This window comes from Rhodococcus sp. G-MC3 (genome assembly GCF_030063335.1).
Taxonomy (GTDB): domain Bacteria; phylum Actinomycetota; class Actinomycetes; order Mycobacteriales; family Mycobacteriaceae; genus Rhodococcoides.
Genome location: NZ_JASISW010000013.1, coordinates 108564 through 128452, shown reverse-complemented (window position 1 = coordinate 128452; position 19889 = coordinate 108564). Strand labels below are relative to the sequence as shown.

The window sequence follows — 19889 nt, the reverse complement described above, 5'->3', positions numbered from 1 at the left end:
AATGTGAGCTGAGATGGCCGAGTGCCCGCAGCAAATGGCAGGGAAAGTCGTAATCATTTCGGGGGCGTCACGTGGCCTCGGAGCCGCCTTCGCCCATCGAATCATCGACGAAGGCGGAAGCGTGATGGTCGCTGACGTCCTCGATACCGAAGGACGCGACACAGTAGAGAAGCTCGGCGATCGGGCCCGATTCGTCCGCCTCGACGTCACAGACCGGCAGCAGTGGCAGGACGCGGTCGACCTGACGGTGCGGGAGTTCGGACAACTCGACGGCCTCGTCAACAACGCCGGTATTTCGGCCGGTCAGTACATCGAGCACGAGTCGACGGAGTCTTTTCGTCGGGTGCTCGACATCAACCTTACCGGCGTCTTCAACGGCATCCAAGCCGCGATCGCCCCCATGCGTGCCGGGGGCGGGGGTTCGATCGTCAACATCTCGTCCGCTGCCGGACTGATGGGGCTCGGACTGACCGCCGGCTACGGAGCTTCGAAATGGGGCGTGCGCGGGCTCACCAAGATCGGAGCGGTAGAACTGGGAACCGACAAGATTCGCCTCAATTCGGTTCACCCTGGAATGACGTACACCCCGATGACCGCTGGCTTGGGAATCGCGCAGGGCGAGGGAAATTACCCCAACACTCCGATGGCGCGAGTTGGGATACCCGGTGAGATCGCCGGGGCGGTCACCTTCTTGCTGTCCGACGCGGCGGCCTACATCACCGGTGCCGAACTGGCAGTGGACGGAGGCTGGACTGCCGGACCGACTGTGAAATACGTTATGGGTCAATGACTCGCCCGCCATGAACAACCCTGATCGCGTACACCGAGGAGCAAACTGACATGCATCGTTTTGCGCAACGACGGATTCTTGTGACGGGCGCAGCATCTGGAATCGGCCAGGCCACAGTTCTCCGGCTGCTGGCGGAGGGCGGAACCGTTGTAGCCGCCGACATTTCCGATGAAGGAATCGAGCACACCAAGATGCAGGCGGCCGCAGCTGGAACTGCCGAGCGCCTCATCGTCGAGACGATCGACATCGGTAACGAGAACTCCGTAACCGATGGTGTGAGCGCCAGTGTCGAAAAGCTTGGCGGGCTTGACGTTCTCGTGAACGCTGCGGGCATCCTGCGCGCCTCACACACCCACGACACCTCGCTCGAACTGTGGAATCAGGTGGTAGGGGTCAATCTGACCGGAACCTTTCTGATGGTGCGCGAATGCCTGCCGGTACTGCTGCGCAACCAACGCAGCGTCGTCGTGAACTTCAGCTCCACTTCGGCGGCGTTCGCCCATCCGTACATGGCCGCGTATGCAGCCAGTAAAGGCGGAATCCAGTCGTTCACCCATGCACTCTCGCTCGAGTATGGCAAGCAGGGGCTACGCGCGGTCAACGTGGCCCCGGGAAGCATCAAGACGGGGATAACCGACGCCACTTCCGGGTACGTCCCGGCCGATGCCGATTGGTCCCTGTTCGCCAAGCTCTCGCCCATACTTCCCACCGCCTTGGAATCCGGTGGCGCCGCGATGGGCGGACCGGAGCAAGTGGCAGGTGTTGTCGCCATGCTCGCATCGGACGACGGCGCATTCATCACAGGGACCGAAATTCGCGTCGACGGCGGCACTCACGCCTGACGCCCATATGCTAAGAGGCACCGTTGACCAGAGGCGGGCATCTCGGGACTGAGCGAGATGCCCACCTCTGGTCGCATGGATATTGGGCTACATCGCAGCCAATGGCTCGCTGCCGGACCAGTCATGGCCCCAGTAACTGTCGGCGGTGATTTCCTCTGCGGAGTAGTACACCTCGTCTACCTTGGTGCCCTCGGTACCGAACTCGATGTCCCAGCCGCCCGGCGCGCGGACGTAGAACGACACCATCTTGTCGTTGGTGTGGCGACCAAGCGTGGACGACACCGAGAAACCATCCTTGACAACGCGATCCAACGCCTGTCCGACAGCATCCAGAGAGTCCACCTCGACCATGATGTGGATGAGGCCAGGCGCGCCACCATGTGGAGACGGACACAATGCCAGGCTGTGGTGTCGCTCGTTGACACCCATGAATCGAACTCGCATCGGTCCGTATTCCGGCGGCGCCGGAATACGGAAAGCTCCGCGAGGTAGGAAACCCAGTACCTCGGTGTAGAAGGCGAAGGTGCCTCCCGCGTCCACCGCAGGAAGCACGACGTGGCCGAGACCCTGTGCGCCGGTAACGAACTTCGCGCCGAAGGGGGTGACGAGCGGGCTGTGGTCGAGTACTGCACCGTGGAATACCTCGAGGTTGGCGCCGCTCGGATCCTGGAAAGCGATGACCTCCTCGACTCGACGGGAGTCCGCCTCTTCCAACGACAACGGCTTTACCCCGATCCCTGCGGCCTCTACAGCGTCCTGAACGCGAACGAGCGCGCGGTGATCCCTGACCTCCCAACCGATGGTAACGATTCCGTCGTTGGCGCCCGGCACGATCACCAGCCGAGCGGCCCGCTCATCCATTCGTAAATAGAGGGCGTCGTCGTCAGGGCCCTTACCTTCAGCGAAGCCGAGCACCTCGAACGCGAACTTTCGCCATCGCTCCATGTCATTGGTCTGAATCTTGACGTAGCCAAGGCCCTTGATGTCTTTCATATTTCGTCCTTCTTGGGTTTCGGACTCGCTGGAGAATGCGGGTCAGATCATCGACTTGAGGTTTGCGGCGGGGTCGAGGCCCAGCGAGCTGACCGCCGACGCGTGGTAGACGGTGCTGGGCACATGGATGGCGTGGGCAAGACCGGCGTGCGCGTCACGCCAGTACCGCTGCAGCGGCTTGTCCATCCGCAGCGCGTTGCCACCGGATCGAGCGAAAATCTGATCGACGGCGCTGACTGCCCGCCAGGCCGCCCGCACCTGCGTACGGCGGCCTATGGCGCGGTCCTCGAAAGAGACCTCTTTGCCCGATTCGACGATGTCCCAGATCTTGTCGACGTTCGCCAAGATTTCTTGCCGGGCCGCGTTGATGTCGGCCGCGGCCTCGCCGATCGAAAACAGCACGTACGGGTCGTCCTTGACCGCGGTACCCTGCGCACCCACCCTGCCCCGTTGGTAGTCCAGGTGCGCGGCCAGCGCACCCTCGGCGATGCCGATGACGGCCGACGAAATGCCGAGCGGGAACATGGTGGACCATGGCATCTTGTACAGCGACTTGGTCATACCGGCGTTCTTCTGCGCGATGCCGTTGATCACCTCGTCGCCATCCATCACCCGGTAGTCGGGAACGAAAGCGTCCCGGACGATGATGTCCTTGGATCCTGTGCCCTTGAGGCCGACTACATTCCAGGAATCCTCGACAATCTCGTAGTCTCTGCGCGGCAAAATCATGTGCAACATCCGCGGCGGCAGGGCCATGTTGCCGTCTTTGTCACCCTCCATGGCGCCCAGAAAGATCCAGTCGCAGTGGTCGGTTCCAGACGAGAACTGCCAACGACCGTTGAAGATGTAGCCATCGTCGACGGGCTTGGCGATACCGGTCGGGGCGTAGGGCGAGGCTATCCAGGTGTCAGGATCCTGTCCCCAGATCTCCTCCTGGACCCTTGGGTCGGCGAATGCCAGCTGCCAGGGGTGCACGCCGACTATGCCGCAGATCCATCCGGTGGCCGGATCCAGCGATGCAGCCTTCATGACGGTCTCCGCAAACTCGCGGGGATGCGCTTCGAAGCCGCCGAACTGTTCGGGTTGAAGCATTTTGATAGGGCCGGCTACGACGAGTTTTTTCGCAGTCTCGTCGGGTAGGCGGCCGATGCGCTCGGCTTCGGTCGCCTGATCGCGTAGCTGATCCGCGATTTCAGTGAGGTTGTCGATCACTTTGGAGGTCATGAGAGTCGTCCTTCTCGTCCTTCGGTGCTGTCGGTTTCTGCGCGGGCTCAGGCGTTGGTCTGCAGCGGCACAACACCGTTGGCGATGTTTTCGCCGACCGTCGCCTCCCAGCTACGCACGGCCCGTTCGGTGTCGATTTCGAACTCGAACCGCTTGGTCATGTCATCTGTGATGTCGTCGACGTCGACATAGAACTGCCGATACCAGCGGCGTAACTGATATACGGGGCCGTCCTCCTCGGAAAGGAGCGGATTGTCGATGGGGGCCTTGCTCTTCCATATCTCGATGTCCTGCTCGAAACCCATCTCCACACCCTGCGCGAACTGCTGAGCCATACTTGCTGCGGCCTCGTCCGACATGCCTTGTGGTTTCTTGACCATTGCCCCGTACTGCAGCATGAATGCGTTCTCGCTGACCGGGTAGTGACAGTTGATCAACACCGTCTCGATCAACATTCCGTTGGCCTCGCTCCACAGCTTGTCGATCATGTACGAGGGCCCGAAATAGGACGCATCCGAGCGGAGGGTGGAGTTCGGATCGTCGTAACTGGTGCCGACCGCGATATCGTGGCGCGGTGTCGAACGCATGTACTGGGTGGCGACATGACCTTCGAACACATTCTTGAAAAAGCGGGGGAACGCGTAGTGCACGTAGAAGAAATGGGCCATGTCGACGACGTTGTCCACGATCTCACGGCAATGCGAGCCCTCGACCAATAGCGAATTCCAGGTCCAATCGGTCCACTCGTCGGTGCCGTAGCCCTCGATTTCAGGGATCGTCACCTCGTCGGTCGGCTTGCTGCCCTCGGGGTCGTGCCATACGTACAGTTGGCCGTTGCGCTCGAGAGTTGTCCAGGACCGGGTCCGGGCGAGCGGGGGAACGCGTCGGGCGTAGGGGATCCCGGTGCATTTCCCGTTGCCGCCCCAACGCCAGTCGTGGAAGGGGCAGGCGATGGAATCACCTTTGACGGCACCTCGGGCAAGATTGCCCCCCATGTGTCGGCAGAAGGCGTCGAGCACGTTGATCGTGCCATCGGACTCGGATGCAAAGATCACCAGTGACCCGCCGAACGCTTTCACCTCGTGTGGTTTTCCATCCTGGAATGAACTGAGCAGACCCAGACAGTGCCAGCCGCGGGCAAATCGCGTCGGGGCGGCCGACGCCTCGATCATTCTGATCTCGTCGACGTCGACGTCGACCTCGGATTGCAGCGCCATCGTTGCCTCTTCCCTCACGCTAGTGCGCACATTCATGTGATGCGCCACACATACTTCGGGTTGATGGACTCTGCGTTCGGTCCGCGTCCCACTGACCGAGACATTTCCTCTAGAGGTTGGACCTCGGCCTGCTCAGTCGCCCGATTGGTCAGGAAACGATAGGTACGTCGAGACTTTTCGAGGGTGCGGGAACTGCCGACGTCACCCACCGTGGCACGCGATCATCGAGATCGTGTGCTTCTACCTGATTGACGGCCCACTGGCTCATCTGCTGTCGGAATCGTCCAGCGCGAACTCGGTCTGAGTGTGCGGAATCCCCACACGAGTCCGCCGACAGCTTGAACATTCACGGTCGCCGACGATGCGCCCCGCATGTTCATGGGAGATGTTCACATCGTTCGACGCCGACACTCTTGGCGGTGTACCGGGCAAGGGCTAACGCAGACGCAGCCAGGTTGTTTTGAGTCCGGTGTACTTGTCGAGGGCGTGCAGCGACAGGTCCCGTCCGAACCCCGACTGCTTGAAACCGCCGAACGGCGTCGTCGACCCCAAAGCATCGACGCAGTTCACCGACACTGTGCCGACTCGGAGCTGGGACGCCACACGGTGTGCGCGGTCGAGGTTGTCGGTCCACACGGACGCGGCCAGCCCATAGATGCTGTCGTTCGCCATGCGGACGGCAGCTTCCTCGTCAGCAAATGTTTGGACAGTGACGACGGGCCCGAATACCTCGTCGCGGACAATCTCGGCGTCACCCGAAACATCGGTGAGGACTGTCGGTTCCACGAAACAGCCCCGGCCGTCCACATCAATTCGGTTACCGCCCGTCGCGACGGTCGCATCGGAACGCGCTCGATCGATGAAACCGACCACCCTCTTGGTGTGATGCTCGTCCACGACGGCCCCGAGCGTCGATGCCGGATCGAGCGGATTGCCGGGGGTGACGGCCGACGCCTCGGCGACGAGCAGACGGGTGAACTCCTCGGCGACGGACGCCTCCACCAGCACGCGTGAATTCGCGGAACACACTGCGCCCTGGTTGAAGAACGCTCCGCCGGCAGCGTGTTGAGCCGCCTCCACCAGGTTCGAGTCGGCGAAGACGATGTTGGCGGACTTGCCACCGCATTCGAGCCAGACCTGTTTCATGTTGGACTCGGCGGCGTAGCTCAGGAATCGCTTTCCCGTCGCCGTGGATCCGGTGAAGGCCAAAACATCCACGTCCATGTGCCGCCCCAGGGCCGCGCCCGTCGTCGGACCATCACCGTTCACCACGTTGAGCACACCGTCGGGAAGGCCTGCACAGGTGGCAAGTTCGGCCAACAGGAGTGCGGAGAGAGGGGCCTGCTCGGCAGGCTTGAGTACGACACTGTTTCCCGCGGCCAAGGCCGGGGCAAGTTTCCAGACCGCGAGATCGAGCGGGAAGTTCCATGGCACGACTGCCGCGACAACGCCGAGTGGCTCACGGGTTACCAAGGCCAGGTTTCCGGGCGCCGTCGGCGCGATCTCGCCGGGGATCTTGTCCAGAGCTTCGGCGTAGAACCGGAAGAGATCGACCGCCGAGGGCACGTCGACGGTCAAGGCATCGTTGACGAGCTTGCCCATGTCGAGAGAGTCCAGGAGCGCGAACTCCGCACCGTTCTCCTCGATCAGTTCGGCCAGCCGCAGAAGAACGCGCCTACGTTCGGCAATGCCCGACCGGGACCACGCCCCGCCCTCGAAGCTGCGGCGGGCGGCGGCCACCGCGAGGTCGACGTCGGCTGCGCCGCCGGCAGAAACCGCCGCGATGACCGAGCCGGTTGCCGGGTTGACCGAGTCGAAGGTGGCCCCGGACCGAGCGGGAACCGATGCGCCGTCGATGTACAGGCCGGTTCGGATGGTGAGCTCGGCGGCGAGCGAAGTCCAGTCGGCGAGTGTCTTGGTGGTCATGGGTCAGCCCTCGTCGGAGACATAGATGGCGAACTGCTTGACCAGAGGTTCGTTCACCCGATACTCGCCGCGCCACCCCTTCGTCAGGGTGAATGCCTCACCCGCGGTGAACGTTCGAGGAGTGCCGCCGTCAGTGGTGAGTGTCACCGATCCCTCTAGCACTCGGGTGTATTCGTCTCCCGGGTAGGACTCGATGAACTCGGTGTAGGGCTGTGCGCTCCAGGAGCCGGTCAAGAATTTTGAGTCCGCGCTGGTCAGATGTACAGCTTCTGTCTCTTGGGGATCTCCGGATCGGAGCGTCTCGGCAGTGACGTAAGAGCTGGGTGCCATCTTCTCGATGAGTCGAGATCCGACTGGGATGAGTGCGGGACTGGTCATGGTGTTCTCTTTCATGGACGCGTGCCGATAAGGGCAGATGTGTTGGATGTGGAGCGGATGGGTTCGAGAAAGAGTTCGGTGACTTCACGGCGATACCGGACAGGGCGGGGATCGACAGGTTCGTCGAGTTCTTCGGCATAACGATGGCCGGACCAGACGGCGGCCGCGATGGTGGACGGTGCCCAGGAGTCACCGATGCCCTTGACGGAAATCAGTCCGTGGTCGGCCCACTCGCTCTCGCGGCTCACGAGCTCGGTGTACAACCCGTCGTGGGGGAGGCGTGCGGTCACCATGACGACGCAGTCCGCAGGTAAGGCCATTGGATCTCCGGTGAACGCGCAGACGGTGTTCGCTGTGTCGACGTCGACCGACGCGAGCGCGCGGTTGGTGTGCACCGTGATGCCCGCTGCGATCACGCGCTTTCGGATGCGCACAACTTCCATCGTGTTGGTGGTCCACTGTGAAACGTGCGCGGCCGGTGTCACCAGAGTGACGTGGTACCCCTCCTTCGCGAGGAGCTCTGCGAGGATGGCCCCGAGGTAGTAGTGGTCGTCGTCGAACAGCACAACTCGGTTTCCCCGGGGCCGGCTGCCCGTCATGATGTCGTCCGGTGTGAGCACATCGGCCTCGGCCGCCACGGAGATCGGGTGGGTGTGCCACCTCGCGACACCGTCGCGCCGCCAACTGGATCCGGTAGCCGTCACGACGTGCTGGAAGTCGTTGTCGAGGATGTCCTCGGCAGTCAGCGGGCTTTCACGGAAGACCTCGACGTTGTCGAGCTTGCGCAATTGCTGCTCGCGGTAGTCGACGACGCGACTCCAGGCGGACAACCCAGGGAGGGCGGACTCTCGGGTCACGCGGCCGCCGATCTCGCGGGTCGCCTCGATGAGACTGACGGCGTATCCGCGCTGTCCCAGGGCCCGGGCAGCTTCCAGACCCGAAGGGCCTGCACCCACGACGAGAACGTTCGCCGCGCTCGACCGAACCTTGATGCGCTCCGGATGCCAGCCTCGACGAAATTCCTCACCCATCGTGGGGTTCTGGGTGCACCGGATCGGAGACATCGTGAAGTCGCCTGACACGCAGATGTTGCATCCGATGCACTCACGGATGTCTTCGAGGTCGCCGCGTTCGATCTTGTTCGGAAGGAACGGGTCGGCGATCGACGGCCGAGCGGCACCGATGAAGTCGAGCACCCCGGACGTGACCTGATGAAGCATCGTGTCGGGTGAGGTGAAGCGTCCGACGCCGACGACAGGCTTGGTGGTCAGCTGCTTCAGGCCGCGAACGTACGGTTCCTGTTCCGCCTCGGGGCCGAACCTCGAGGTGACCGAGTCGTCCTCCCAGCTGCCCAGCACGAAATCCCACAGGTCGGGAATTTCCCCGAGCATCCCGATGACATCTTCGATCTCGCTGCGGGTGATGCCCTCGTCGCCGATGAGCTCGTCGACGGAGATGCGGCAAGCCACCGCAGCCTTTCCGTCGGCCATCTCACACGTGTCCTCGAGGATCTCCCGAAGCAGGCGAGCTCGGTTGGTGAGGCTCCCGCCGTATTCGTCGGTTCTGTTGTTGTAGCGAGGGGAGAGGAAGTGATGCAATCCGCCGATGGCGTGGCCGGCGTAGACGTAGACGATGTCGTACTCGGCAACGAGTGAACGCCGGACCGCTTCACGGTGCCAATGGCGTAGGTCGGCGATGTCGGACTTCGTCATCTCTCGGGCCTGCACCGGGTCGTAGTTCCACGACACCACGGGCAGGTTCTGCGGACCGAGCGGCGTCTCGCGGCTGATGAGGTTGGGACTGTTGAGTCCGTTGTGCGCGAGCTCGATACCTGCCAGAGCTCCGCCCTCGTGAATCTTCTCGGAGATTCGTGTCAGAGCAGGCAGGTCCTGATCATCCCAGAGCCGAAGCTCGATGAACGGTCCGATGTCGGAGGTCGGATGGATCTCGACCTGTTCGGTGCAGACGACGGCCCAGCCGCCCTCGGCTTTGATCTGTCGCATGTACGCCTCGCCGGAGGGGTCGCGGTACCCCATGCCGTTGCAGTGTGGAACCTGGAAGAACCGGTTCCGGGCGGTGACGGGCCCGATCTGAACCGGCTCGAACAGGACGTCGTATCGAGGATCTCGCACGATTTCCTCCTAGAGGAATGAGCTGTAGCGGTTCGCATAATTCTTTGCGATGTATCTCAAATAATGCACACTGCGCCGTCGGGACACCACCCGATTCACCACATCGGTGCCCGTCGTTTTGTGATGCAGGTCATCTCCTGAACAGATGACCAGCACTCGGGAACGCTGAGGTCACAGCGACGAAACCAGATGTTGACAATCTGCCTATTCGATGGAGTAACCCGCAAATATGTGTTGTACAGAAGACGCTCGAGGAGATCAGGGTTGGGTTCGCGTCCACCGCAATCAAGGCCGCCAGCCAGAATCAGCCGAGCCCAGAGAGGCACTTCGATGAGTGACACGACACCGACTCCACTCGCCCAACGCCAGACCGAACACCTGAAAAAATCCCTGGGACGCTTCGACATCATTTTTCTCATCGTCGCGGCAGTCGTGTCCGTCGAAGTGCTCGGGCAGGTGTCCAGCTTCGGTGGAGAAACCTTCACCTGGGCCGTTGTTCTGGCGGTGTTGTTCCTGGTTCCGTACGGACTGATATTCGCCGAAGTCGGAAGTACCTTCACGGGCGAGGGCGGCGTCTACGTCTGGGTGCGCGCGGCATATGGACGCGCCCCAGCGGCAATGGCGTCGTTGCTCACCTGGGTCACGCAGCCTGTGTGGGTAGGCGGTTCGATGGCATTCCTTGCCACCGAAACGTGGAACCACTACGTCACACCCATCGAGTCCGGATCGATCTCGGACTACGCGTTCAAGCTGGTGTTCATCTGGCTCACTGTCTCAGCCGCCATCATCAGCCTGCAACGAGGAAAATGGATTCCGACTGCGGGCGCCATTCTCAAAATCGCCTTCCTGACGTTCTTTCTGTTGACAACAGCCCTCTACGGGATCAAGAACGGATTCGGCGGCTTCTCCACGCAAACCTTTTCCCCAACGGTGGCAGGCCTGCTCGGCGTAACCCCGCTGCTTCTGTTCTCGTACTTGGGATTCGAGTCGAGCAACAGTGCTGCCGGGGAGATGAAGAACCCGGGGCGCGACGTCCCCGTCTCCATTGCCCGCGCCTGTGGAATAGCCGCCGCGGCTTACCTGCTCCCGATCTTCGCCATTCTGTTGGTCATCCCAGCCGACGAGGTCACCGGTATCGGCGGACTGCTCGACGCCGTCGCCGAGGTCTACACCGTGTACGGAGCTGCCGGCCCGGCATTGCTGACGGCGACCGGCGTCGTTTTCGCGATCATCTTGATGACCCAGGGGGCCGCATGGATGATCATCAGCGACCGGATGCAGGCCATGGCTGCCGCGGACGGTGCATTCTTCGGCGGCTTCTTCGGCCGCTTCCACCCACGGCTGGGCACACCACTGCGCGTCAACTTTCTCTCGGGCGTCGCGTCATCGACATTCATGCTGGCCGCGATGCAAGTGACAGGATCGACGGCCGCCGTCTTCGGCGTGGTCCTGAGTATCTCCATCTCCACTTTTCTGCTCAGCTACCTCATCGTCATTCCCAGTGCCATTCGACTCCGCTCCAAGTTCCCGGACACGCCGCGCCCGTTCAAGGTGCCGGTGGGCACGGCGGGATACCGCGCGCTCGGCAGCGTGTGCTTCGCCTGGATCCTGCTCGGCTCGTGGGTGGCAGTCTTTCCGGGGACCCTCGAAACCGTGTTCGGGCTGGACTACGACTTCGAGGCCACGTGGGGAGTCAGCCGACTCACGTTCGAAGTGTTCACGCTGGGTACACTGACGGCGCTGTCCTTACTGGGAGGCGTGGGTTACCTCCGCGGCCGCACCGTCCGGACCGAGGCAGCGCCAATCACCGAAGTGGCCGCCACAGCCTGACCGGTGGGACTCTCAGGAGAAAGAACTGTGCAGCGACGGCCCGATGTCACCCTGACGCAACTCCGGTATTTCGTTGCAGCAGCATCACACTCGAACATGACGAAGGCGGCCGAGCAGCTGTTGGTCGCGCAGTCAGCGGTGTCGTCTGCTATCTCGCAACTGGAACACCAAATAGGGACCCAGCTCTTCATCCGTCAGCCGTCGAGGGGACTCGTTCTCACTGCAGCCGGTGAGGAGATGCTCAGGGACACCCAGAGTCTGCTCGCACACCTCGGCGAGGTCCTCGATACCGCCCGCGGCCACGAAGACGTGGTGCGCGGGACGGTAAAGCTGGCGTGTTTCGTCACCCTGACCCCGTTCGTGCTGCCCAGTTTGATCTCCGACCTGCGCAGGATCCACCCCGAGTTGGTGGTAGACGTCCTCGAAACGCAGGCCGCGTCGGTCCGCGCGGAGCTACGCAACGGTACGTGCGAATTGGCCATCACATATGACTTGGCCCTGCACCCTGACCTCGAATCCGAGGTCATCGGACATGCACCCCCGCACGTGATTCTCGCGGCCGACCATCGACTGGCCGGTGCGGACGCGATCGCTCTTGCCGACCTCGCGGACGAGCCGATGGTTCTGCTGGATCTGCCGAGCAGCCGCGATTACTTCCTTTCTATGCTTCGAGGCGTGGGCGTCGAACCGGTGGTGCGGTACCGGTCTGCGAGCTATGAGACGGTACGCGGCCTCGTAGCCCGCGGCCACGGATTCTCCATCCTGAACCAGGAGCCGGCCGACGGTGGCCGCACCTATGACGGCGGACAGGTTGTCGCGATTCCCATCGCCGACGACGTGCCGGTTCTTCCGGTGGTGATCGTTCGGTTGCGTGGAGTGCGCAGTACCGCGCGCGCTCGTGCCGTCGCCGACCGTGCACGAGCCCATTTTGCATCTCGGCGAGCCGCGCCAACCAGTTGATCTGTTCTTTCGATGCAATGCGTCTGTTAATTGTGTTGTACAGATGCGGTGCGGTCGCGACATCATTCGAGCCGAGCAAGCACCAGTTCCACTGCCCTCGACCGGAGGTCGATCATGTCTGTCAGCACGAACACCACGAGTGCCGTTCGATTCGAGCATGACTTGTTGGGAGAGAAGCCGATTCCCGTCACAGTGCTCTACGGCGTGCACACTGCGCGCGCGTTGGAGAACTTCACCATCAGTGGCACGCCCATCAGTCATCACACCGACCTGGTCGACGCTCTCGTGAGCGTGAAACAGGCCGCTGCACTGACCAATCAAAAGCTGGGTTTGCTCGATGACCGCATTGCAGCTGCAATTGTGGCTGCCTGCAAAGATATTCGCGCCGGAAACCATCACGAACATTTCGTCGTCGACGTAATCCAAGGCGGCGCAGGCACTTCAACGAACATGAATGCGAACGAGGTGGTAGCGAATCTTGCGTTGGACATCCTGGGCGTGGAGCGTGGCCGGTACGACGTTGTACATCCCCTCGAACACGTAAACCTCGGGCAAAGCACCAACGACGTCTATCCAACCGCGGTCAAGATTGCGCTCCAGTACGCAATTCGCCGGCTCACGAACGCCATGGACGATCTGGCACAGGCATTTTCGCTCAAATCCGTCGAGTTCGGCCAATATCTCAAGATGGGCCGAACTCAACTGCAAGACGCGGTGCCCATGACGCTCGGTCAAGAGTTCGGAACCTATGCGGTAATGGTGGGCGAAGACGCCGAGAGACTGGGCGAAGCCGCGCTACTGGTGGCGGAGATCAACCTCGGCGGCACTGCCATCGGAACCGGACTCAACACCCACCCGGCGTACACCGCTGAAGTTTGCGAAGCCTTGCGGACCATTACCGCGCTTCCCCTTTCGACGGCGACGAACCTCGTGGAGGCTACTCAGGACGTCGGATCGTTCGTGCAACTGTCCGGGGTACTCAAGCGCACCGCGGTCAAATTGTCGAAGGTGTGCAACGATTTACGTCTGTTGTCCTCTGGGCCCCGAGTGGGCCTCGGGGAGATCAACCTCCCGGCCGTTCAGGCAGGTTCGTCCATCATGCCGGGCAAGGTGAACCCGGTGATCCCGGAGGTGGTGAACCAGGTCGCATTCCGGGTGATCGGCCACGACGTGACCGTATCCATCGCCGCGGAGGGTGGACAATTGCAGCTCAACGCATTCGAGCCGGTCATCGCCCACAGCTTGTTCTCCTCGCTCGCCGAACTCACCGCAGCATGCGAGGTCCTGACTAACAAGTGCGTAGTCGGGATCACCGCCAACGTCGAGCACATGCGCGGCGGTGTCGAACGGTCCATCGGACTGGCGACCGCTATGAGCCCACTCCTCGGATACGACGGCGCGACGCGCGTTGCAACCACGGCACTTGCCACCGGGCGCCTCGTGACCCAGATCGTGCTCGAGCAGAACTTGCTGACTGCCGAACAGCTCGATGCCGTCCTCGACCCCGATTACCTGACGGGATCGGGCCGCGTTCGGGCAGCAACCGCACCTCGTGAGATCTGACCGACCGCCGGCACGGACAATGATCTGATGGCGAGACCAAAGCAGCAGGCGGCACGACGGCGCGAGATGGTCCTTGCCGCATCCGCAGCGATCTGCGAACGCGGATTGACCGGCCTGCGAATCAAGGATGTCGCCGAGCGTGCCGGCCTGTCTGCGGGCCTGGTCAGCTACTACTACTCGGACCTGGACGATCTCGTCCGAGAGGTACACGAGAGCGCCGTGGACCGATTTCATCGTGCTCGCCACGACGCCGTCCGCGACATTGTTGATCCCGTGCAGCGGTTACGTCGCACCGTCTATCTGGGCATTCCGGAATCGTCCGACGACCAGCTTTGCCAAGTTCTGTATGAATTGCACTTACACGCAGCACGCAGCCCCGCGCACTCCGTACTCATGCGCACGCTGTTCGAGCTGGAGGTGTCGCTGTATGTATGCGTCATCGAGCAGGGCGTCGACGCAGGCGAGTTCGACGGTCGAGGCCGAGTTCAATCGATCGCGACGACAACAGTGCTCCTCGAAGACGCCTACGGGCTGCACCTCGTCGGACGCAACGAAGCGGTGAGTCCGACGAGTGCGCGAAACGGAGTGCTCGACTACCTCGCGGGTGCTCTGTCGTGCCCGATGTCTGCCTTCGTCGATTGATCCTCGCTCGGCGCGCCGGCTGGAACGTCCGTCGAATGACCGCGCTGGAGCAGCAGATATACCGGTCCGGTTACAACCAACCCAGCGATCCAGGACAGATCTGCTCCGCCCACATGGGCGGCAATCGGTCCTGTGTACAGCGAGGTCGCCATGAACGGAACCTGTACTGCGATACCGATTGCGTAGGCCGTGATGGCCCGAGTCTGGAACCTTCCGTAGATGCCGCCGTCCACGCGGAACATCGAGTCCAAGTCGTATTTTCCCTTGTGCACAACGTAGAAGTCGAGAAGGTTGATGGCGGTCCAGGGGACCAACACGATGAGCAGGACGACAACGAGATCGACGAAGCGCGAGACGAAGTCAGTCGACAGGCCGATGGCCAGCGCAGACGCCAGAATCAAAATCACGATCGAGACGACCACCCGAGCGCGAGCTGTAGGGATCCACTGTTCGCGGAAGGTCTGGATCGACGTGATGATCGACAGCACGGCGCCATACAGGTTGAGGGCGTTGTGGCTGATGACGCTGAGCAGGAACAAAAGAAGCATCGCTGTGCCGAGGCTGCCAGTCGCGACATCGACGCCTTCCATCGTGTCCATCCCGATAGGCGCGGCCAACGCGACCACGGCGCCGAACGAGAACGCCAGGAACGAGCCGAGAACGGATCCGGCGTACGTGGCCCAAAATGACGATGCGACACCGACATCGGCAGGCAGATAGCGCGAGTAGTCGGACACGTAAGGGGCGAATGCGATCTGCCACAGCGCGGCCAATGAGACTGTCGCCAGCCAGCTGGCGAAGTCGAATCCACCACGCGTCAGGAAGTCCGCGGGCAGGTCGGAGGCGAATATCGCGATGAACCCGACGACGATACCGATGCCCAGAACCCAGGCACCGATCTTGTTCAGCAGATGGATCAACTTGTAGCCGACGATGCAGATCGCCGCCGAGCACAGAGCGCCGATGACGATCCCGAGGGACAACGGAACGGCCGGCACGACTCCGTGTAGCGATTGGCCGGCGAGCACGATGTTAGAAGCGAAGAAGCCGAGATACATCACCGCGGCGATGACGACCACCAACAGTGCCCCTAGAGAGCCGAATTGCCCGCGGCTCTGGATCATCTGCGGGATACCCATTTGCGGTCCCTGGGCCGAGTGCAGCGCCATCAGCGCACCACCCAACAGGTGGCCGACAGCAAAAGCGATCAGGCTCCACCACAGGGACAGGCCGAACAAAGCGGGTCCGAGTGCGCCGGTGACGATCGGCAGCGGAGCGAGATTGCCGCCGAACCACAGCGTGAACAAATCACGGACCTTGCCGTGGCGATCTTCCTCGGGAACGAAACCGACGGTGTGCTTTTCGAGCACCCGGGTGCGGGCGGTGGTCATGGGTTGCCTCCGGTGACATGATGCGACTGGTGCTTTTCAGTCACCATCCCCGGCTGAAACTATCGCTGTACAGCAGTCAAAATGGATGTTACGTATCTGTTTTGCCGATGCCGTCCGAAAACTGCTGCTCATCTCGCTATCTGCAGTAAAGATGTAAACAATCGGAACTATGAATTTTACAGATTCTCTCGCGGACTGAACCATGACAGGGGATAAAACGTCGCCTGTCGAAGCAGTGGAGGTCGAGATGTCGAACCTGGAAACCGAGGTCGTGGTCGTCGGTGGCGGTCAGGCAGGAATAGCGATGAGCGAGCATCTGGGTGCGCTCGGAGTTCCTCATCTCGTCCTCGAGCGTGATCGAATCGCCGAGCGGTGGCGAACGTGGCGGTGGGACAGCCTGGTGGCAAATGGGCCTGCGTGGCACGACCGCTTCCCCGGCCTGGAATTCGATGTCGACCCCGATGCTTTTGCCACCAAAGAGCAAGTCGCCGACTATTTCGTGGACTATGCCGCAAAAATCGATGCTCCAGTTCGCACGGGTGTAGAGGTCACGTCCGTCCGGAAGGTCGACGGGCGGCCGGGCTTCACTGTCGAGACGTCCGAGGGGACGGTCGGAGCTCGCTACGTCGTCGCGGCCACCGGTCCCTTCCAGCGGCCCGTCATTCCACCTGTGGTGCCGTCGGGCACCGACCTCCACCAGTTGCATTCCAGCTCGTACCGCAACCCCGAGCAGCTACCCGACGGCGGCGTGCTCGTCATCGGGGCCGGATCCTCCGGCGTGCAAATCGCCGACGAACTTCGTCGGTCGGGTCGCGAGGTCTACCTCGCCGTCGGTCCGCACGACCGACCGCCGCGCAGCTACCGTGGACGTGATTTCTGTTGGTGGCTGGGCGTTCTCGGGAAATGGGAGATGTCCGCGCCGCCGCGGGGAGCCGAACATGTCACCATTGCCGTCAGTGGTGCGCATGGCGGGCACACCGTGGATTTCCGAGATCTCGCGTGCAGCGGAATCACCCTGCTGGGGCGAGCAAACGAATTCAACGACGGGGTCATGTATTTCGCGTCCGATCTCGAAGAGAATATCGCCAACGGTGACGCCAACTACCTCTCGATTCTCGATGAGGCCGACGCGTACGCCACACGGAACGGCCTCGATCTGCCGGAAGAACCCGAAGCGCGACTCCACGCCGAAGACCCCGAGTACCTATCCGACCCCCTGACGCAACTCGACCTGGAATCCTGCGGGGTCACGACGATTCTGTGGGCAACCGGTTTCGCCGTCGATTTCGGCTGGCTGGACGTAGACGCGTTCGACGAAGTCGGCAAACCCAAGCACCAGCGCGGTATTTCGTCCGAGCCCGGGGTCTACTTCCTCGGTCTTCCATGGCAGTCACGCCGCGGTTCGAGCTTCATCTGGGGCGTGTGGCACGACGCTAAATTCATCGCGGACCAAATTCAGATTCAGCGTGGGTATCTCGACCTCGACCATTCGACGCCTCCCGTCGACCGTCGCCTCGCTCCCTCGTCCTGACATGCCGATCAGAGAATGGACAGTGACCATATGACCGACGCATCTGCAGCCACTCATACCCGTATCCGACCCTTCAATACGAAGGAGACATATCCGGAGCAGGATCTCGACAATGACCTGTGTCAGGCCGTCGTCGCAGGCGGCGTGGTGTATCTACGCGGTCAGATCGGCCAGGACCTCGACACTCGTGAGTCCGTCGGAATCGGCGACGTCGCAGTACAAACGGAGAAAGCAATGGCGAACATCGCCATGCTTCTTCACGAGTCCGGCAGTTCGTTGCGAGACGTGGTCAAGGTGATCGTCTACCTCACCGACATCCGATACCGCGAGACGGTCTATCGAATCATGGGCCGCTGGCTCGAAGGGGTCTACCCGGTCTCGACCGGACTGGTGGTCGAGGCGCTTGCGCGTCCGGAGTGGCTGGTCGAAATCGACGCCACAGCCGTCATCAGCGCCGTCACACCCGCGAGCGGGTCGTGACCTTCTCGCTGGGGGCCCGAGACCCCCAGACCGGCGCCTTCGGCATGGTTGTCTGTTCGTCGAGCCTCGCGGTCGCCGCGCGGTGCGCCCACCCACGAGCCGGTGTCGGAATCGTAGCTTCGCAGAACATCACCAATCCAGCGCTCGGCCCAGCCGTCCTCGATGCGCTCGCCGGTGGGAATGATGCCGAGACTGCCCTTGCCGCCGCACTTTCCGACGAGAAGTTCCGTGAATTTCGACAGGTCACCGTCGTGGACGCCCAGGGCAACACGGCGGTGCATTCGGGACCGAACAGCCTTGGCGTCCATACCGCTGAATCTGGCGGTCAAGCAGTGGCCGCGGGAAACATGTTGGCCGATACCGGCGTGATCAGCGAATTGCTAGCGGGCTATCTCCGTAGCGGATCCGCCTACTTCGAAGACCGTTTGCTCGACGGGTTCCGAGCGGCCGTTGCAGCCGGCGGTGAGGCGGGACCCGTACATTCGGCAGGTCTCATCGTGGTCGAGGATGTTCCCTGGCCGGTGACCGATCTGAGAATCGATTCCTCGGACGACCCGTTTCTCGATCTCACGGCACTGTGGAAGTTGTGGCAGCCTCAGAAGCGAGACTATCGCGCGCGGGGCGTGGACCCCACCAGCGCGCCTTCCTACGGCGTGCCGGGAGACCTATGAGCAACATCGACGACGCTGTCACCGCCCGGGTGAATGCCGACCACCGCGGGCTCGCACGCCTGTCCCGCGACCTCTTCGACCATCCCGAGGTGGCCTGGGAGGAGGTCCGCTCCGCCCGGGTGGTGGCAGAACATCTCTCCGACAATGGGTTCGAGATAGTCGCAAACTTCTGCGACCTCGATACGGCGTTCACCGCGACCATCGGCGAAGGGGACCTACACATCGCGTTGTGTGCAGAATACGACGCATTGCCCGGCCTCGGACACGCCTGTGGACACAACTTGATATCGGCGATCACCGTAGGCGCAGCACGTGCACTTGCTCCGCTGGTCGATGACCTCGGAGTGCGTCTGACCGTCATGGGTACGCCCGCCGAGGAGGGCGGCGGAGGGAAGATCGAGTTACTCGAGCGTGGCGGTTTCGATAGCCAACACGTAGCCGCAATGGTCCACCCTGGACCCGTCGATGTGGCCCGAGCAAGACCTTTCGCGGTGTCGCACAGTCATATCGAGTACAAGGGAAAATCTGCGCATGCTGCCGCTTACCCGGAACGGGGAATCAACGCCGCCGACGCTTTCACCGTTGCGCAGGTGGCCATCGGTTTACTGCGTCAACATCTTCCGCCCTCTTCTCGGGTACACGGAATGATGACCCGAGGCGGTGAAGCACCCAATGCCATTGCTGAGCGAACCGAGGGACGGTGGTATGTCCGTGCGGACACCCTCGCGGAGCTGGCTGCCATCGAGCCTCGCATCATGCGCTGCTTCGAAGCGGGTGCGCTGGCGACCGGCTCGTCGCTCAGCGTCACGCCCGAATCCAAGCCGTACGCCGAATTCCAAACGGACGAAGAGCTTCTGGCCTGCTACGAGCGACGCGCCACCGGGGTCGGACGCCGCTTCGTGTCGGGCCCGGACTCCATGATGGCGCGTGCGTCGACGGACATGGGGAATGTCTCGCAGGTCCTACCCGCGATCCACCCGTACATCGGCATCGATTCGGCTCCCGCGGTCAACCACCAACTCGAATTCGCCGCGGCCACCCTCTCCCCGGCAGCGGAGGCGGCAATCGCACAGGGAGCAATAGCGCTGGCGGGGACAATCGTCGACGCAGCGTTGGAGGGCAACATCCGAAACCGCCTTGTAAACGGGGCGAAAACACGTCCGTGAAACCCTGCGACTCGGATGCGGCCTGCGGGCGCCGAGATGCTGCTCACCTAGTTCAAATATACGAGACCGAACGAACGAACGCCCCGCAGGCCGAAGTAGAAGTTTTCGTGGCGGGAGCCTCGAACGGGCTGAATTGGCGTCGATGTTCCCCGA

17 protein-coding genes are annotated in these 19889 nt (G+C 62.2%); 10 read left to right on the top strand and 7 right to left on the bottom strand.

Annotation, left to right across the window (positions count from 1 at the left end; all coding sequences use genetic code 11):
* Positions 1 to 13: 13 nt before the first annotated feature.
* Positions 14 to 790 carry a glucose 1-dehydrogenase gene (locus tag QMK17_RS16165; protein ID WP_283510290.1) on the top strand — a complete coding sequence of 259 codons (777 nt, stop codon included), beginning with the start codon at positions 14 to 16 and terminating at the stop codon, positions 788 to 790.
* A 50-nt stretch (positions 791 to 840) separates the two neighbouring features.
* Positions 841 to 1632, top strand: coding sequence for an SDR family NAD(P)-dependent oxidoreductase (locus QMK17_RS16160; protein ID WP_283510289.1), 792 nt, complete (start codon positions 841 to 843; stop codon positions 1630 to 1632).
* Between the two features lie 87 nt (positions 1633 to 1719).
* On the opposite strand, the gene bphC is transcribed toward QMK17_RS16160, so the two are convergent.
* The 6 genes from bphC to QMK17_RS16130 form a co-directional block, all read right to left on the bottom strand.
* Positions 1720 to 2625: a biphenyl-2,3-diol 1,2-dioxygenase gene (gene bphC / locus QMK17_RS16155; protein ID WP_283510288.1), complete on the bottom strand. Its 906-nt coding sequence runs from the start codon at positions 2623 to 2625 to the stop codon at positions 1720 to 1722.
* Positions 2626 to 2667: 42 nt separating this feature from the next.
* Positions 2668 to 3849 (bottom strand): acyl-CoA dehydrogenase family protein, encoded by a 1182-nt coding sequence (locus tag QMK17_RS16150; RefSeq protein ID WP_283510287.1) that lies wholly within the window; start codon positions 3847 to 3849, stop codon positions 2668 to 2670.
* Between the two features lie 47 nt (positions 3850 to 3896).
* On the bottom strand, positions 3897 to 5066 hold the full coding sequence (locus QMK17_RS16145; RefSeq protein ID WP_283510286.1) for a Rieske 2Fe-2S domain-containing protein: 1170 nt from the start codon (positions 5064 to 5066) through the stop codon (positions 3897 to 3899).
* 435 nt (positions 5067 to 5501) lie between these two features.
* Positions 5502 to 6992: an aldehyde dehydrogenase gene (locus QMK17_RS16140; protein WP_283510285.1), complete on the bottom strand. Its 1491-nt coding sequence runs from the start codon at positions 6990 to 6992 to the stop codon at positions 5502 to 5504.
* A gap of 3 nt (positions 6993 to 6995) precedes the next feature.
* On the bottom strand, positions 6996 to 7370 hold the full coding sequence (locus tag QMK17_RS16135) for a cupin domain-containing protein (RefSeq protein WP_283510284.1): 375 nt from the start codon (positions 7368 to 7370) through the stop codon (positions 6996 to 6998).
* Between the two features lie 11 nt (positions 7371 to 7381).
* Entirely contained in the window at positions 7382 to 9502 is a 2121-nt protein-coding gene (locus QMK17_RS16130) for an oxidoreductase (protein WP_283510283.1), read from the bottom strand.
* 330 nt (positions 9503 to 9832) lie between these two features.
* Here QMK17_RS16130 and QMK17_RS16125 point away from each other — a divergent pair, with 330 nt between their 5' ends.
* From QMK17_RS16125 to QMK17_RS16110, 4 genes are all read left to right on the top strand, one after another.
* Positions 9833 to 11332 carry an APC family permease gene (locus QMK17_RS16125; RefSeq protein WP_283510282.1) on the top strand — a complete coding sequence of 500 codons (1500 nt, stop codon included), beginning with the start codon at positions 9833 to 9835 and terminating at the stop codon, positions 11330 to 11332.
* A gap of 27 nt (positions 11333 to 11359) precedes the next feature.
* On the top strand, positions 11360 to 12292 hold the full coding sequence (locus QMK17_RS16120; protein WP_283510281.1) for a LysR family transcriptional regulator: 933 nt from the start codon (positions 11360 to 11362) through the stop codon (positions 12290 to 12292).
* A 114-nt stretch (positions 12293 to 12406) separates the two neighbouring features.
* On the top strand, positions 12407 to 13855 hold the full coding sequence (locus tag QMK17_RS16115) for an aspartate ammonia-lyase (RefSeq protein ID WP_283510280.1): 1449 nt from the start codon (positions 12407 to 12409) through the stop codon (positions 13853 to 13855).
* A 27-nt stretch (positions 13856 to 13882) separates the two neighbouring features.
* Positions 13883 to 14497 (top strand): TetR/AcrR family transcriptional regulator, encoded by a 615-nt coding sequence (locus QMK17_RS16110; RefSeq protein ID WP_283510279.1) that lies wholly within the window; start codon positions 13883 to 13885, stop codon positions 14495 to 14497.
* On the opposite strand, the gene QMK17_RS16105 is transcribed toward QMK17_RS16110, so the two are convergent.
* Positions 14449 to 15888: a purine-cytosine permease family protein gene (locus QMK17_RS16105; RefSeq protein WP_283510278.1), complete on the bottom strand. Its 1440-nt coding sequence runs from the start codon at positions 15886 to 15888 to the stop codon at positions 14449 to 14451. The genes QMK17_RS16110 and QMK17_RS16105 overlap by 49 nt on opposite strands.
* 247 nt (positions 15889 to 16135) lie before the next feature.
* Here QMK17_RS16105 and QMK17_RS16100 point away from each other — a divergent pair, with 247 nt between their 5' ends.
* From QMK17_RS16100 to QMK17_RS16085, 4 genes are read left to right on the top strand one after another with little or no spacing between them, the layout of a single operon-like run.
* Positions 16136 to 17419, top strand: coding sequence for a flavin-containing monooxygenase (locus QMK17_RS16100; RefSeq protein WP_283510319.1), 1284 nt, complete (start codon positions 16136 to 16138; stop codon positions 17417 to 17419).
* A 30-nt stretch (positions 17420 to 17449) separates the two neighbouring features.
* Positions 17450 to 17899: a RidA family protein gene (locus tag QMK17_RS16095; protein WP_283510277.1), complete on the top strand. Its 450-nt coding sequence runs from the start codon at positions 17450 to 17452 to the stop codon at positions 17897 to 17899.
* Complete coding sequence (locus QMK17_RS16090) at positions 17896 to 18570, top strand: DUF1028 domain-containing protein (protein WP_283510276.1); 675 nt, start codon at positions 17896 to 17898, stop codon at positions 18568 to 18570. Before QMK17_RS16095 ends, QMK17_RS16090 begins: the two co-directional genes overlap by 4 nt.
* Complete coding sequence (locus tag QMK17_RS16085; RefSeq protein ID WP_283510275.1) at positions 18567 to 19736, top strand: M20 family metallopeptidase; 1170 nt, start codon at positions 18567 to 18569, stop codon at positions 19734 to 19736. The genes QMK17_RS16090 and QMK17_RS16085 overlap by 4 nt, the downstream gene beginning before the upstream one ends.
* Positions 19737 to 19889 lie beyond the last annotated feature (153 nt).

Excerpts from the sequence above, each read along its gene's own strand:
- bphC (WP_283510288.1), bottom strand. The coding sequence starts at position 2,625 with ATGAAAGACATCAAGGGCCTTGGCTACGTCAAGATTCAGACCAATGAC.
- QMK17_RS16100 (WP_283510319.1), top strand. The coding sequence starts at position 16,136 with ATGTCGAACCTGGAAACCGAGGTCGTGGTCGTCGGTGGCGGTCAGGCA.
- QMK17_RS16085 (WP_283510275.1), top strand. The coding sequence starts at position 18,567 with ATGAGCAACATCGACGACGCTGTCACCGCCCGGGTGAATGCCGACCAC.
- QMK17_RS16165 (WP_283510290.1), top strand. The coding sequence starts at position 14 with ATGGCCGAGTGCCCGCAGCAAATGGCAGGGAAAGTCGTAATCATTTCG.
- QMK17_RS16150 (WP_283510287.1), bottom strand. The coding sequence starts at position 3,849 with ATGACCTCCAAAGTGATCGACAACCTCACTGAAATCGCGGATCAGCTA.
- QMK17_RS16135 (WP_283510284.1), bottom strand. The coding sequence starts at position 7,370 with ATGACCAGTCCCGCACTCATCCCAGTCGGATCTCGACTCATCGAGAAG.
- QMK17_RS16095 (WP_283510277.1), top strand. The coding sequence starts at position 17,450 with ATGACCGACGCATCTGCAGCCACTCATACCCGTATCCGACCCTTCAAT.
- QMK17_RS16145 (WP_283510286.1), bottom strand. The coding sequence starts at position 5,066 with ATGGCGCTGCAATCCGAGGTCGACGTCGACGTCGACGAGATCAGAATG.
- QMK17_RS16115 (WP_283510280.1), top strand. The coding sequence starts at position 12,407 with ATGTCTGTCAGCACGAACACCACGAGTGCCGTTCGATTCGAGCATGAC.
- QMK17_RS16160 (WP_283510289.1), top strand. The coding sequence starts at position 841 with ATGCATCGTTTTGCGCAACGACGGATTCTTGTGACGGGCGCAGCATCT.
- QMK17_RS16110 (WP_283510279.1), top strand. The coding sequence starts at position 13,883 with ATGGCGAGACCAAAGCAGCAGGCGGCACGACGGCGCGAGATGGTCCTT.
- QMK17_RS16140 (WP_283510285.1), bottom strand. The coding sequence starts at position 6,992 with ATGACCACCAAGACACTCGCCGACTGGACTTCGCTCGCCGCCGAGCTC.
- QMK17_RS16105 (WP_283510278.1), bottom strand. The coding sequence starts at position 15,888 with ATGACCACCGCCCGCACCCGGGTGCTCGAAAAGCACACCGTCGGTTTC.
- QMK17_RS16125 (WP_283510282.1), top strand. The coding sequence starts at position 9,833 with ATGAGTGACACGACACCGACTCCACTCGCCCAACGCCAGACCGAACAC.